13 protein-coding genes are annotated in these 14,547 nt (G+C 38.2%); 6 read left to right on the plus strand and 7 right to left on the minus strand.

The window, feature by feature from the left end; genetic code table 11:
- Positions 1-74: 74 nt before the first annotated feature.
- Both BW964_RS11280 and BW964_RS11285 read left to right on the plus strand, forming a co-directional pair.
- The gene (locus BW964_RS11280) at positions 75-1,667 is read left to right on the plus strand and encodes a SulP family inorganic anion transporter (protein ID WP_076507246.1); all 1,593 of its coding nucleotides are present in this window, start codon (positions 75-77) and stop codon (positions 1,665-1,667) included.
- A gap of 42 nt (positions 1,668-1,709) precedes the next feature.
- Entirely contained in the window at positions 1,710-2,345 is a 636-nt protein-coding gene (locus BW964_RS11285) for a carbonic anhydrase (RefSeq protein ID WP_076507248.1), read from the plus strand.
- A gap of 221 nt (positions 2,346-2,566) precedes the next feature.
- On the opposite strand, the gene pth is transcribed toward BW964_RS11285, so the two are convergent.
- The 7 genes from pth to mfd all read right to left on the minus strand — a co-directional run bounded on the left by pth (position 2,567) and on the right by mfd (position 11,390).
- Positions 2,567-3,130, minus strand: a complete 564-nt coding sequence (gene pth, locus BW964_RS11290; protein WP_076507250.1) for an aminoacyl-tRNA hydrolase — start codon at positions 3,128-3,130, stop codon at positions 2,567-2,569.
- Positions 3,131-3,215: 85 nt separating this feature from the next.
- A complete protein-coding gene (locus tag BW964_RS11295) occupies positions 3,216-4,148 on the minus strand; it encodes a hypothetical protein (protein WP_076507252.1) in 933 nt (310 codons plus the stop codon).
- A gap of 98 nt (positions 4,149-4,246) precedes the next feature.
- Positions 4,247-5,122, minus strand: coding sequence for a hypothetical protein (locus tag BW964_RS11300; RefSeq protein ID WP_076507254.1), 876 nt, complete (start codon positions 5,120-5,122; stop codon positions 4,247-4,249).
- 152 nt (positions 5,123-5,274) lie between these two features.
- Complete coding sequence (locus BW964_RS11305; protein WP_076507256.1) at positions 5,275-6,018, minus strand: hypothetical protein; 744 nt, start codon at positions 6,016-6,018, stop codon at positions 5,275-5,277.
- A 7-nt stretch (positions 6,019-6,025) separates the two neighbouring features.
- On the minus strand, positions 6,026-6,841 hold the full coding sequence (locus BW964_RS11310; protein WP_076507258.1) for a hypothetical protein: 816 nt from the start codon (positions 6,839-6,841) through the stop codon (positions 6,026-6,028).
- A 3-nt stretch (positions 6,842-6,844) separates the two neighbouring features.
- The gene (locus BW964_RS11315; protein WP_076507260.1) at positions 6,845-7,666 is read right to left on the minus strand and encodes a hypothetical protein; all 822 of its coding nucleotides are present in this window, start codon (positions 7,664-7,666) and stop codon (positions 6,845-6,847) included.
- A 355-nt stretch (positions 7,667-8,021) separates the two neighbouring features.
- Positions 8,022-11,390: a transcription-repair coupling factor gene (mfd, locus tag BW964_RS11320; RefSeq protein ID WP_076507262.1), complete on the minus strand. Its 3,369-nt coding sequence runs from the start codon at positions 11,388-11,390 to the stop codon at positions 8,022-8,024.
- 255 nt (positions 11,391-11,645) lie between these two features.
- On the opposite strand from mfd, the gene BW964_RS11325 reads away from it, so the two are divergent.
- The 4 genes from BW964_RS11325 (at position 11,646) to BW964_RS11340 (ending at position 14,528) form a co-directional block, all read left to right on the plus strand.
- Entirely contained in the window at positions 11,646-12,038 is a 393-nt protein-coding gene (locus tag BW964_RS11325; protein ID WP_076507264.1) for a hypothetical protein, read from the plus strand.
- Between the two features lie 182 nt (positions 12,039-12,220).
- Positions 12,221-12,466 carry a hypothetical protein gene (locus BW964_RS11330; protein ID WP_076507266.1) on the plus strand — a complete coding sequence of 82 codons (246 nt, stop codon included), beginning with the start codon at positions 12,221-12,223 and terminating at the stop codon, positions 12,464-12,466.
- A gap of 130 nt (positions 12,467-12,596) precedes the next feature.
- Positions 12,597-14,096 (plus strand): GH3 auxin-responsive promoter family protein, encoded by a 1,500-nt coding sequence (locus tag BW964_RS11335; protein WP_076507269.1) that lies wholly within the window; start codon positions 12,597-12,599, stop codon positions 14,094-14,096.
- Positions 14,097-14,165: 69 nt separating this feature from the next.
- Entirely contained in the window at positions 14,166-14,528 is a 363-nt protein-coding gene (locus BW964_RS11340) for a hypothetical protein (RefSeq protein ID WP_076507271.1), read from the plus strand.
- Positions 14,529-14,547 lie beyond the last annotated feature (19 nt).

Consider the following 14,547-nt stretch of genomic DNA (forward strand, 5'->3'; position numbering starts at 1 on the left):
AAATTTAAATTTCCAATCTTTTATAACTGACTATCTCATGATAGATCAGCCGGTTATAGTATTTTCAAAACATTATGAAAAAAACATCATTCATAGGAGGAATCAAGGAGAATTTCCCTTCAGGACTCGTTGTATTCTTAGTAGCGCTTCCGTTATGTCTGGGAATCGCTTTAGCATCCGGGGCACCACCCTTGTCAGGCGTAATCTCCGGTATTGTAGGAGGATTAGTCGTTGGGTTTCTCAGCAATTCAAATATATCCGTTTCAGGTCCGGCTGCAGGGCTTACCGCCATTGTTTTAACAGCCATTACAGATCTTGGAGCTTTCGAGCTTTTCCTTTGTGCAGGAATCATTGCAGGACTTATCCAGTTAATTCTAGGATTTATAAGAGCAGGAAGTATATCCAATTATTTCCCGAACAATGTCATTGAGGGAATGCTTGCTGCTATCGGTATCATTATTATTTTAAAACAGATACCTCATGCGATGGGATTCGATAAGGATTACGAAGGGCATGAATCTATATTTGACAACGGTCTTAATTTTGGATATTTTACAGAATTATTAGGAGCGATCCATACAGGAGCCATTGTGGTCACACTGGTTTCGGTGGGTATTCTTATTGCATGGGATAGAATTCCGGTTTTAAAAAGAATGAAAATGCTTCCTGGAGCACTGGTAGCTGTAGTGGCAGGAATACTCCTTAATGAATTATTCAAACTATCCGGAAGTTCATTGGCAATCGGCACACAGCATTTGGTTTCACTACCTGTTCCCAAGTCATTGGATGACTTCAAAAATCTTGTTACGATGCCTGATTTTGGAGGATTTACCAATCCTAAGGTATGGATAGTAGGAGCAACGATTGCCATTGTAGCTTCTATTGAAACTCTTCTTTGTATCGAAGCTTCAGACAGACTTGACAAGCAGAGAAGAATTACAGATACCAACCTTGAACTTAAAGCACAGGGAATCGGAAACCTGATCAGTTCATTTATCGGAGGACTGCCTATGACTTCAGTAGTAGTGAGAAGTTCTGCGAATGCGAACGCTGGGGCCACCTCAAAATCGTCTGCCATGATCCATGGTTTACTTTTACTGGTATGTGTCCTTACGATTCCTTTTATACTGAACCTCATACCACTTGCCACGCTTGCTGCGGTACTGATCCTGGTGGGATATAAACTGGCAAAACCTGCCACATTTAAACATTTCTGGCATTTGGGAAAATTCCAGTTCATCCCGTTTGTTGCGACAGTGGTAGCTGTAGTAGCAACCGATCTACTCAAAGGAGTGGGTATTGGTTTGGCTATTTCCGTGTTTTATATTCTTCAGGGAAATATGAAGCGAGCGTATTATCTGAGCAGAGAAAAACTGGATGACGCAGATGGAATCAACATTAAGCTTGCCGAGGAAGTTTCTTTCTTAAATAAGGCAGCGATCAAAAAGACACTAAAAAACATCAAGTCTAATTCTACCGTAACCATTGATGCGAGAGGAACTTCCTATATTGCGACAGATGTATTGGAGATGATCCAGGATTTCGCTAATATCAGGGCAAAAGAAGAAGATATCAATGTAGAACTGATAGGCTTCAAAACCTCCTATAAAGACTATGAAAGAGATGAAGATTCCCATATCCTCATCACCCACAGAAGAGCTATGTAAGCTCATTATCATCATTTTAATTTAAAAGAATAAATCAATCATATGAAAGCACATACACACGAAACTCAATCTACCATCACTCCTGAAAAAGCATTAACTTTTTTAAAAGACGGAAACCAAAGATTTGTCAATAATCTAAAGGCTAACAGAGATCTTTTAGAACAGGTCAATGCAACACGTGAAGGTCAATGGCCTTTTGCCGTTGTTTTAAGCTGTATAGACAGTCGTACTTCTGCAGAACTTATCTTCGATCAGGGATTAGGAGATGTTTTCAGTATCAGAATTGCTGGTAATTTTGTAAATCAAGATATTTTAGGTTCAATGGAATTTGGCTGTAACGTTGCCGGTTCCAAACTGGTGGTTGTTTTAGGACACACTAAATGCGGTGCATTGAAAGGCGGCCTGGACGCAGCACAAATCCAGGGAATGGGGATGGATAATCTAAACCATCTGATTAATCACTTTGACCCGATTATCAATGAAATCATTGAAGAAGGTGAAGAACGTTCATCAAAAAATGATGCGCTTTTGGAAAGATTGAATCAGCAAAACGTAAAAAGTGCAATTGAAGATATCCGTACCCAAAGTTCAACGCTAAAAAAGCTTGAAGACGAAGGTAAGATTAAAATAGTTGGAGCGAATTACAATGTGGAAACCGGAGTTGTTACCTGGTTATAAGACATAAAAATTTGCCCGCTTTTATTACAACTACATAAAAAATCAAGTTATAGTTAGATTGGAAATTGATTTTTGAAGTATACAGCAAAGACCATCGAGATATCGGTGGTCTTCGTTTTTTTAGATGAAAATATAAGCTTCCTGATTAGGTTTAAAAAAGGTAACGGAAACTGATTCAGACCTGCAATCAATACCAGACCGGAGGCTATTTTATCCTTAAATTACTTCCCGTTAAATGCAGACATCGTATTGCCAATTCCTGCAAAAACAAAAGAAAGGCTTGCTTTGGAAAATTTCTCAATTCGCTCTCCCAGCTTTTCAGTTTCTTCCGCATTCCATGTTCCCAGTACATAATCTACCTGACGTCCTTCTGAGAAATCCGCAGAGATTCCAAAACGAAGTCTAGCATAGTTCTGGGTCTTCAGCATTTCATTGATACTTTTCAGTCCGTTGTGACCGGCATCTGAACCTTTCATTTTCATTCTCAGGGTTCCAAATGGAAGGGCAAGGTCATCTGTGATGATCAGGATATTTTCCAGTGGAATATTCTCTTTCTGCATCCAGAACTTAACCGCACTTCCGGAAAGGTTCATATAGGTATCCGGTTTCAGGACAAAAACTTTTCTTCCTTTGTATTTTCCTTCTGCCATCCAGCCGAAATTGGTCGTATTAAATGAAGCTTCCAATGTTTCCGCTATTTTATCAGCTACTTTAAATCCTATATTATGACGTGTATTTTCATATTCAGGGCCTTTGTTTCCAAGACCTACAATTAAATATTTCATTCAGAAATTTTTTGCAAAATTAAGAGATAAAAATAAAAAAGCCCAATCTTTGTAAGATTGGGCCTGTATATTTTAAAGATTCTTTTTAGAAAGGCTTATAAATGTAGTTAACACCGAATCCTTTCGTCATATACGTCTGAGGATCGTAGTTATAATTTGTTGTTCTGCTTACAGGAGATGGAATAGGTGGGATAAGATCTGTTACAGACAATTTTTTAGGATTATTCGGAGATAGCAGGTGACTTTCTCTATCATTAATCTCGGTAGATAGAAGTCTTGAAATTTTATATACTCCCGGAAGTAATGTAAACGGACTTATCTGAGTGTCGTAATTTGTAAAATCATATGCCAATCTCGTGGTAGGTCTTCCAAATGCCCCACCAGCCATAGGTCCGTAATTTCTCACGACTCTGGATACGTTGTCCCCTAAATAAGTATATCCTGTTTTGGAATAACTGATAAACGCAAACGGTGTTCCAGAAACATCCGGACCGTTTTTCATAATGATAGAATCCAGCTTAGCCGTAGAGCCGTTATATTTCAGGTTATAAAGCGCCTTTGTTTTTCTTAAAAGTGTCTGAGGTCCAGGATTCGTTGCAGGGGGAACAGGGGCAGGTCTTCTGAAGACCGAACGGTTTTCAGAAATGGTTTCCAACCTGTCGTTTGGACCATAGGTAAATAACTGGCTGTAAGAAACACTGTCTTTATCCAGTTTTCCATTTCCGTCAAGGTCTAAAAATCCACGGAAGGTAATTTGACTTACTTTGTTACCGCTGTAAGCAATATCCGTGATTGAAGCACTATCTGTGATTACTTTTGTCACCAAAAGCCCACTGTAGTGATATTCTGCCAATGTATCTTTATCTGTGATTTCTCTGTATAATGCTCTTGGACCGTTTAATCCTCCTGTACCATTAAGATCCAATAAAGGATCCCCGTTTTCGTCTAACATATCCTTGCAGGAATGTATTGAAGAAAACCCTGCTATTAATAAAATAAAGTAGAAAATTTGTTTCATTTCCAGGTAATTGTTTATTTTTTGACAAATATAACTTTTTTTTGAACAAAAGTTATGTTTTTATTTATATTCTAGTAAAACCGATAATCAATTGAGGCTTATAAAGTTCTGTATGCATATTTAAGCACCTGATCCTTATCGGAAACCGGAAAGTTATATGCATCATACACATAAGTCATCGGTGTATTCACTCCAGATGCAGGACTTGGAGGCATTACAAATACAGACGTAGGATTATTGGGAGATATTCTGTAGAAATTTTCAGGACGGATTAAGCTCCAGGCTGTGAAAAATGTTTTCGGAAGCGTAGAGAACGGGTTAACCTTAGAATCATAATTCTGAAAGCTGTAAACAGTCAACTTAGCTGTAGTCATATTAGGAGCACCTGTTCCCGTAAGATTACCACGAGTACATTCCGCTTTAAAAATATTATCTCCATTATAGGTAAAAGTACTTTCAGTAAATAAGCTGTATGCCGTATTTCCGGATACTTTTCTTTTTTCGAGAATTTTGACAAGCTTTTTACCCGTTCCGTCATAAGTAAATGTATAATCACTTACAAACGAATCTATGGCAGCAGCCGCTGTAGCAGTACAAGTGGCACTGTACACATTTCCTTTGCTGTCTTCACTTACGCTGAAATCATAAGCCATACTGCCTGTTAAACTTCCAACAAATTTTATTTTTCCAATTTTATTATTAATGTACGTCGCCGTACCTGTATAATAATTATTGGTCACCCCGTCTCTCAACATTCCTTTCTGAAAAACAGTTCCATTGACTGTATATTCTTCCTGGACATTATTATTTAATGTAATTTTTTCCAGAACTCTGGCTGGAGGAGTGGTTGTATTCCCGTTATTTCCGCCATTATTGGCGCTTGGTTCAAATTGATCTGATGAAGAATTGTCACATGAAACCAGAAGTCCGAAAAACACTCCGGCAATGACTTTAAAAAGATAGTTTTTTCCCATGAAAAAATATTTTAGTGAGTTTACAAATATAATTTATTTTTTTGACGAAAACATTCACTTATTCAACAAATCCACAACAATGTTTACCTTTTCATAAAAAAAACCTAAAAACATAATGCTTTTAGGTTGATAATGATCATCTATTGCTAAATTTAATAAGGCTGAAGTACCGATGTCGTCAAAACAGACTGGGACATCTGATTATTCAGAAAGTTGACATTGACCGCTGTTCCTATTCCTAAAGTCCCTGAATTCAGGTTTCTTTTTGTGCAGGCTACAGAGACATTATAATTATTTTTAGGGTTAAGATTTGTAAGGGTTGCATTCAGATTAAAGATTTTATAACTTCCTTCCGAACCTATTAAAACATCCGTTCTCACCGCTCTAAGGCTGTTATCTACAAAAATCCCGCAGGCAAAACCTGAAGAAGCATTCGTATTTCCTGTTTTCTGGGCTGTAGTCTGAAAAGTAAACACCACTTTATTGACAGCATTGGTAATAGAAAAAGTATCCACTGTTCCAGGAAGAACGGTCCAGGTATTGTTAATGGCTGTTCCTTCCGTATAGGGAGTTGTAGCCCCGTTAGGAGAGGAAAAAGTGGCTCCTGTTTGGTCCGCAACTGTATTCAGTGAAAACACAGACATACTCCCTTGTCCATCAGCAATTTTTATACTCTTCCAGTCATTGGCATTCATTTCCGAATTGTTATGAAGAATAGTTCCGGCTGATCCGGCTGATCCTTTCAAAAGATTCGTTCCTCCGGTCCTGATTTCTTTTCTTACATTCAAATCACCGTTTACATCCAGCATTGTACCAGGATTGGCTGTATTTACCCCCACCTGTGCATTGGCTAATACAGCAAACAGCAAAGATTTTATAATAATAATTTTTTTCATGCCTAGATTAGTTTATAATTGTATTAAACACCTGAGGAACCTCATATACATCGACTTTCAGAGAAGACTGGGTAATAAAACTGTTAATATTTGTATCTGCATTAATCCCTATAGCCAGCACAACATCGGTTCCCGTTCTGTAGGATCCTAGCCTCGAACAGCCAACGCTAACCGTGTGCGTTCCCTTAGAAAGATTAGTAACTATCCCAATCTGATTATGGGTGATAAAAGTGCTAGTTGCACTACTCGCTTTTAAGTTTCTCTGTCTGAGATTCACCAACTTGTCATCCACAAAGATACCACAGGCATAATCGATAGAAATATCCGGTGTTCCGTTGGCAGGGAGATTAGCCTGTACTACGGTCTCAAACTGAAAATAAGTTTTACTTTCTGTACTGAAGACACTGATAGGCTGTGACAGGCCTGCAATTTTTTTAAATCCAGGAAGGCTGGAAATATCAGCACCTTTAGTAAAAGCTGTATTTTTGGCAGTAATACTTGACTGTTCTGTATTGGTAAATTTCACGCCGACTCTGTCTGAGAAAGAGTTATTGAATATCAGGTAGAATTTGTTGGGCTCATATTCAGGAATACGCAGTGACTTCCAGATTGGAGCATAACCTTCTCCCTGAGAAACTAGAATCTGGTCGTTATTCCCCTGAGAAAGACTATTGTCTGTAGCATTCAAAACAACGATTTTATTTCTCAAATTGATATCACCATTCACGTCTAGTTTTGCTTTTGGCGAATCCGTATTGATTCCTATCTGAGCAGAAAGAGACAGCCCTGTTATAAAAAATAGGATGGATATAATATTTTTCATCAATTAATTGCTTTTATAAGTTACATATTCAATAACATCGATTTTTAAAATAGATTCCAGCGTAAATGCATTGGAAACCGTATTGGTATCAGATACGTTACGTCCTATTGTAAACTGTGAATTTGTATTGGATGTATTGATTTTTCGGCAAGCTACCTCAAGCTTCTGTGTACCAATAGGCACATTCTGCTCTGTATAGTTAAGGGTAAAAATATAATCCTGAATACCCGATTTCTCCGTATTGTTGTTTGAAACTACCTTATCCGGACGTACCGCTACCAATTTTCCGTTTCGGAAAACACCACAGGTAAAGGTAATCGATTCTGAAACAGTGGCATCAGGAGCCTTCATTTCTATCCCCGTCTGAAACTGGTAAGTAAGTCTGTTTTTGCCGTTTTTGATGATAAAATTATTTTGTAATCCATCAATTTTTGACCACTTTCCTTTTGAAGTATCGGTAATATCATCTCCTACATTGTTCATATAAACATTATCTGCCGAAGCAGTGCTTGAAAGTGCTGTAGTACCTGCCTGATCCGAGGAAAGGTATGAGTTGATCAACTTGTACTGCCCTTCTTCCATAAAGGAAACATTCAATGATTTCCAGACAGGAGGCTGCCCTTCTCCCTGTGAAACCAAAACCTGGCCGTTCAATCCGGCAATTCCTGCCTGAGAAGATGTACCGCCTACTCTAAGTTCTTTTCTTAACGTGGTTTTCCCGTTGACATCGAGATTAGATTTGGGAGAAGCAGTCCCAATTCCCACTTGCGCATTCATGCAAAGCGATAAAAGCCCAGCCGCGCAACAATAGATAATTCTTTTCATAATATGGGCGGCAAAGGTATGAATTTAAATCATAAAAAAACCTTTATTACCCGGTAAACATATAGAAATAAAGCAATTACGCTATAGAATTAATTGTACGAAAAAGTAGAATTATTACTACAAACCTTCCCCTTTTTATGTATTTACAAAGAAAAACATTCCACAAACCCAATATCAACAATAGATACAGCGTTTTTTTTTCTCATTATATCGTGATTTTATAACCCTGTAAAAGCACCATGACAAAGTCATTTTTTTTGATTTTTTTAAAAAAAATTTCATAAAAAAAGACCTGAAAACTTAAATTCCCAGATCTTTTTTTTATTTTTTATTAAAATTTTAAATCGCGCTTCATTTAATGATGCCCGATAATGGTCTTCAACAGTACATTCACCTCATCCACATTTTTCACTTTTTCTTTTCTCATCATCAGAAGGTTTCCTTCTTTACCAACCTTTTCTTTAAGCTGCGCTTCGGCCGGGTTTTGGGTCAAATAACTGATGATATGCCTGAATCTGTCTGTCTGATAAAACTTATCCTGAGGATTGGCCGGGAAATAACCCAGAAAGACCCCATTCTTCATCACGATTTTCTCAAATCCTATGTCGGATGCCAGCCATTTCAGCGCAACACTTTTTAACAAATTAATAGCTTCTTCAGGTAAAGCACCAAAACGATCGATCAGCTCCAGCTCAAATTGATGGAGATCTTTCTCATTGTTGATTTCCGCAATTTTCTGATACAGAAGTAGTCTTTCCTCCGTATTGGAGATATAGAAATCCGGCAACATCAGTTCCAGATCCGTATCAATATTGACATCTTTTACAGATTTGAAAAGCTTCTGTCTGTCTTCTTCATTATCAAAAAGGTTTTCGAAGTCTGCATCGTCTTTCAACTCTTCCAAGGCTTCCTGCATCAGTTTCTGATACGTCTCAAAGCCCATTTCATTAATAAAACCACTTTGTTCTGCTCCCAGAAGATCTCCGGCACCCCTTATTTCCAAATCTTTCATAGCAATCTGAAAACCACTTCCAAGATCTGAAAACTGCTCAATAGCTTCCAGTCGTTTTCTGGCGTCGGAAGTCATCATATCATAGGGAGGTGTAATAAGATAACAAAATGCCTTTCTATTGCTACGCCCTACCCTTCCTCTCATCTGGTGAAGATCTGCCATTCCAAATCGGTGTGCATCATTGATAAAGATGGTATTGGCATTAGGAACATCTACTCCACTTTCAACAATGGTGGTAGCAACCAGCACATCATACTTCCCTTCCATAAAATCAAGTACATTCTTTTCCAGCTGCTTCCCTTCCATCTGCCCATGCCCTGTAATGACTCTTGCATCAGGAACCAGCCTTTGAATAAGCCCGGCAATATCTTTAAGATTCTCTACCCTGTTGTTGATAAAATAAACCTGCCCGTCTCTCTGAAGCTCATACGAAACAGCATCTCTGAGTATTTCTTCACTGAATCCTATTAACTGGGTATCTACAGGCTGCCTGTTGGGCGGTGGAGTTTTGATCACTGAAAGATCTCTTGCCGCCATCAGAGAAAACTGAAGGGTCCTCGGGATCGGAGTGGCAGTTAATGTAAGGGTATCGACATTATTTTTCAATGTCTTCAGTTTATCTTTTACCGAAACTCCGAATTTATGCTCCTCATCAATGATCAGCAATCCTAAATCTTTAAACTTAACTGAGCTGCTCACCAGTTGGTGGGTTCCAATAATAATATCTACTTTTCCACTTTTAAGACCATCTAAAGCCTCGGCTTTCTGCTTAGCGGTCCTGAATCTGTTGACATAAGAGACATTCACAGGAAAATCTTTCAGTCTTTCCCGGAAACTTCTGAAATGCTGGAACGCCAAAATAGTAGTAGGAACAAGCACGGCAACCTGTTTTCCGTCTGTTGCCGCTTTAAATGCCGCACGGATGGCAACTTCGGTCTTACCGAAACCTACATCTCCGCAAACCAACCTGTCCATTACGGTATCTGCTTCCATATCCTTTTTCACATCGATGGTTGCTTTTTCCTGATCCGGAGTATCTTCATAAATAAAACTGGCTTCCAGCTCATTCTGCAGATAAGAATCCGGAGTAAAAGAAAATCCCTTTGCTGTTTTTCTTTCAGCATACAAACGGATAAGGTCAAAAGCAATCTGTTTTACTTTTGCTTTTGTTTTCTGTTTCAATGATTTCCAGGCTGGAGAACCCAATTTACTCAGGACAACTTCTTTACCGTCCGGACCATTGAATTTAGAAATTTTATGAAGTGAATGAATGCTTACGTAGAGTAAGTCTCCGTTTTTATAGGTTAATTTAAAACATTCCTGAATTTTCCCGTCATTATTCACTTTGACAAGTCCCATGAATTTTCCGATCCCATGATCAATATGGGCAATATAGTCTCCGATTTTAAGAGACATCAGATCTTTGAGGGTAAGCTGCTCAGATTTTGCAAAAGTATTTTTCGCTTTGTATCTCTGATAACGGTCAAAGATCTGGTGGTCAGTATAGACCAAAAGTTTATGTCCGTTATCTACAAAACCTTCATGCAGTTCGGATCTGAAACTTTTAAAAGGAAGCTCATGTTCCAGTTCTTCAAATATAGACTCCAGCCTTTCTCTTTGCTTTTCTGTTGAAAAAGAAATCCAGGTATCAAAACCTTCATTCTGCTTCCCTTCCAGATCTTCGATCAGCAATTCAAAATTCTTATGAAAAGAGGGCTGAGGAAGTTGCTCTACTTTTATTTCAGTGATTTCTTTGAGCCCATCAATGGAAGTACCTGCAAAATCAATTGTTTTAAACTTTTTGAAATCAAACAGAAACTCCTGGTCTGAGATAAAAAGTTCCTGAGGTTTTCTGTGGGCAATATCCTTGCTTAAAGTTTCATACTTCTCCAGCGATTTTTCGTAAAACGTTCGAATCTTCTGCATCCCGACAGCACCGTTCCTTGCAATGATAAAACTGTCATCAGACAATAACTGTAGCAGCGAAACTCTGGTTGCAGTCACGGAAAAATTCATATTGGAGACCAACTGAAAATCTTTCACCTTTCCTACTGAAAGCTGGGTTTCGATATCAAAGGTCTTAATGCTTTCCACTTCATTTCCAAAGAACGTGATCCGGTATGGTTTTTCGTAGGAATAGGAAAATACATCCACAATACCTCCTCGGACAGAAAACTCTCCGGGTTCAGAAACAAAATCAGTTTGCTGGAAGTTGTAATGAGTCAGCAGTTCATCCACAAAATCAAAATCCAGCTGATCTCCAACTTTTATGTGATGAGAGATCGCTTTAAAATCTTCTTTTTTTAAAACCTTTTCAGAAAGAGCACCTGCGTAAGCAACGATAACTTTTGGAGATTTTCCGGAATTGATCTTGTTTAAAACCTCTGTTCTCAAAACAAGATTAGCATTCTGCGTTTTCTCTACCTGATAAGGTTCCATATGGGTTGCAGGAAAATACAGGACCTTCTCTTTTCCGATCAGATCTTCTATTTCGGTATTAGCATACAAAGCATCTTCTTTATCATCTACCAGATAAAGAACGGTTTTCTTACGGGTCAAAAAAAGTTCGGCAACAAAAATAGAAACCGAAGAACCTGCACTTCCCTTTACGGAAATATGCTGGCTGTTTTCTAACTGGGTAAAGATTTCTTTTCCAAATTCTTTTTGGAGAAGGTCGGGAAGAAATTTTTCGTGAATAGGTTTTAGCTGCATAAATAGTAATGGCATAAACGACAAAAGCGATTTCGGGAGTGATCCGAAACCGTTTATACAGAACAAAGGTAAGGATATTTTTTTCTTTAGTGGAATCCCCGATATCTTCTTAAGCTTAATTAAAATACTAAATACATACCCAAATCTTAATTTTTTTACAATGTTTTCTAATTAAAAGTTAAAAAAAATAAGGATTTCCCATGTGGCATAATGTTTGGGAATGTCATCTTATCGAAATTTAAAAGAAATAATATTATGAAAAAAGCAATTAGAATCTTAGGCGTATTGATGTTGGTCGTTGTTGCCACATTATCTTTTGCATCGTGCAGTAATGACGATGATCCTGTAAACAATGATTTCTTCGCGGGAACTTATAAGGGAAGCATCTCTTATAATGATGGATCTACAAACAACAGTACTGATAACGGGAGTGTATTTGTAACAAAAATTGCCAGTGGTACGAAATATAATTTCGCCTTCTCAAACGGCATTCCGGATCTTAACGGAGTTGAATTTCAACAATCAGGAGACCATACTCTTGTCATGGTTGGCGGGACTGCTACCTCTTATATTAGAATTGACAACAATGACTTGAAAATTTTATATATAAAAGATGGCAAGACATGGACGGCCAACTGTACACGTTAAATCTATCATTCATATTTATATCAAGCCTGCTTTCATGAAGAAAGCAGGCTTCTTTGATTTTTGGCCCTTTGACTTTAAGTTTTTTTTAAGCAGTAATAAACTTTAGTTAAGGTTGTAAATACCCGTTTTTCAGCCCGTTTTTTGTATACCTTTACTTAAGAAAAAATAAACAATACACCCTCATGAAAAAATTATTAACAGCAATGTCTCTGGCACTAGGACTAGGATTTGCAACCGCACAACAGACTGCTCCGGCAACCGCCACAGCCGCGCATCCAACTACAAAAGTGGTAAAAGCTCCTGCAGCGAAAACTGCTCAGCCGGCCGCTAAAATGAAAAAGGACGGAACGCCTGACAAAAGGTATAAAGAAAACAAAAACCTTAAAAAAGACGGCACTCCAGACAAAAGGTACAAAGCCAACAAGTAAACTTTAACATATAGTTGTTATTTTCATAATCAAATTTCGAAGAACCGGTGAAACTCATTCACCGGTTTTTTTTGTGGCATATCTGAATCAAAATGATTCCATATTCTCTACTTATTTATAAATTTGAGGCATGTTAAATTTCTTCAAGAAAAACGCGGCACTGGTCTGGGCAAAAAATCATGTCCAGAAAACCGGAGAATTCAAAAAAAACTCAGAGAAAAATCAGGAAGCTCTGTTGCTGTCTCTTGTACAGACGGCTCGGAAAACCCTTTTCGGAAGGGAGCATGATTTTGAGAATATCCATTCCATCCGGGAATTTCAGGAAAAAGTTCCGGTTGCCGACTATGAAGATTTAAAGCCCTATATCGAAAGAGTAAAAAAAGGACAAGCCAATATCCTCTGGACCGATACTCCTGAATATTTTGCCAAAACTTCGGGAACGACTTCAGGTTCCAAATACATTCCTATCTCTAAGGAAGGGATGCCTTTTCAGATCGCAGGGGCACAGAGTGCGCTATTCCATTATATTGCACAGAAAAACAATGCAGACTTCGTGAACGGAAAAATGATTTTCCTGCAGGGCAGCCCTGAAATGGAAGAAGTTTTCGGAATAAAAACCGGAAGGCTTTCCGGCATTGTAGCTCACCACATTCCGGCCTACCTTCAAAAAAACAGGCTTCCAAGCTGGAATACGAATATCATGGAGGACTGGGAAGCCAAAGTAGATAAAATCATTGAAGAAACTGAACACGAAAACATGACCCTGATCTCAGGAATTCCGCCATGGCTGATAATGTATTTTGAAAAACTTACCGAAAAACATGGAAAAAAGATTAAGCAACTTTTTCCTAATCTACAGCTTTTGGTGACGGGGGGTGTTAATTATGAGCCTTATCGTGATAAAATGGAAGATCTGCTTGGTGGAAAAGTAGATATCATCCAGACGTTTCCTGCATCGGAAGGTTTTTTTGCTTTTCAGGATGACTATACCCAAGAGGGCCTTCTTCTTTTAACCAATCATGGAATTTTTTATGAATTCATTCCATTGGAAGAATATGGCAAACCCGAAACCCGAAGATTAACGCTGAAAGATGTAGAACTTCATAAAGATTATGCATTGATCCTAACTACCAACTCAGGTTTGTGGGCGTATTCTATCGGGGATGTTGTACGGTTTATCAGTAAAGATCCATACAGGATTCTGGTGAGCGGAAGGACCAAACATTTCACATCTGCTTTTGGAGAACACGTGATCGCCTTTGAAGTAGAGGAAGCAATGAAAGCTACGCTGGAAAAATATCCGGCCCAGATTATGGAGTTCCATCTCGCTCCGCAGGTGAATCCTGCCGAAGGCCTTCCATACCAAGAATGGCTGATTGAATTTGAAAAAGAACCTGAAAACCTGGAGTTGTTTAGAAATGAACTGGATAGCCAGCTCCGCAAAAGAAATACGTATTATGAGGATCTGATTACCGGAAATATTCTTCAGCCACTTCATATTACGCCACTGAAAAAGAACGCTTTCCACGAGTATGCAAAATCTCAGGGTAAACTGGGCGGACAGAATAAAACACCAAGACTGGCCAATGACAGAAAAATTGCAGATCTATTAGAAATTTACAAACTTTAGAGATATTTTTTCAATTCCAAAAACATATATTCGAAAAAAATTATAAATTTGAAAAAATAAAAAATAATAATGAAAGCATCTGTACTTTTAAAATCATCTTTACTAACCTCTTTATTTGTGATTTCATCCTGCGCTACCACAAAGTACAGTGACGATATTTCAAAAAATAATTATTCTAATCTTCAAGCTGGAAAAACGTATGTTGTTACCATGAAAGATGGTTCTCCAAAAAAGAAAATGCTATTCCGAAACATCGATGGTGATAACCTTATAGGAACTGCCGGCAAAAAAGACAGCACAGAAGTGATCATTCCGAAATCCAATGTTTCTGCTGTAAAGGACAGATCCAGAGCACGGGTAACAGCTGGCGCTACGGTAATTGGAGCAGCTGGTGTTGCAGCCATCGTGATCAGTTCTCTGAGAGCAGACTAAATAGATTTTATCTTTCAGA

Origin of the sequence: Chryseobacterium shigense, assembly GCF_900156575.1 — a bacterium.
Classification (GTDB): domain Bacteria; phylum Bacteroidota; class Bacteroidia; order Flavobacteriales; family Weeksellaceae; genus Chryseobacterium; species Chryseobacterium shigense.

Coding starts and splice junctions, on each gene's coding strand:
- BW964_RS11280 (WP_076507246.1), top strand. CDS start 75: ATGAAAAAAACATCATTCATAGGAGGAATCAAGGAGAATTTCCCTTCA.
- BW964_RS11285 (WP_076507248.1), top strand. CDS start 1,710: ATGAAAGCACATACACACGAAACTCAATCTACCATCACTCCTGAAAAA.
- pth (WP_076507250.1), bottom strand. CDS start 3,130: ATGAAATATTTAATTGTAGGTCTTGGAAACAAAGGCCCTGAATATGAA.
- BW964_RS11295 (WP_076507252.1), bottom strand. CDS start 4,148: ATGAAACAAATTTTCTACTTTATTTTATTAATAGCAGGGTTTTCTTCA.
- BW964_RS11300 (WP_076507254.1), bottom strand. CDS start 5,122: ATGGGAAAAAACTATCTTTTTAAAGTCATTGCCGGAGTGTTTTTCGGA.
- BW964_RS11305 (WP_076507256.1), bottom strand. CDS start 6,018: ATGAAAAAAATTATTATTATAAAATCTTTGCTGTTTGCTGTATTAGCC.
- BW964_RS11310 (WP_076507258.1), bottom strand. CDS start 6,841: ATGAAAAATATTATATCCATCCTATTTTTTATAACAGGGCTGTCTCTT.
- BW964_RS11315 (WP_076507260.1), bottom strand. CDS start 7,666: ATGAAAAGAATTATCTATTGTTGCGCGGCTGGGCTTTTATCGCTTTGC.
- mfd (WP_076507262.1), bottom strand. CDS start 11,390: ATGCAGCTAAAACCTATTCACGAAAAATTTCTTCCCGACCTTCTCCAA.
- BW964_RS11325 (WP_076507264.1), top strand. CDS start 11,646: ATGAAAAAAGCAATTAGAATCTTAGGCGTATTGATGTTGGTCGTTGTT.
- BW964_RS11330 (WP_076507266.1), top strand. CDS start 12,221: ATGAAAAAATTATTAACAGCAATGTCTCTGGCACTAGGACTAGGATTT.
- BW964_RS11335 (WP_076507269.1), top strand. CDS start 12,597: ATGTTAAATTTCTTCAAGAAAAACGCGGCACTGGTCTGGGCAAAAAAT.
- BW964_RS11340 (WP_076507271.1), top strand. CDS start 14,166: ATGAAAGCATCTGTACTTTTAAAATCATCTTTACTAACCTCTTTATTT.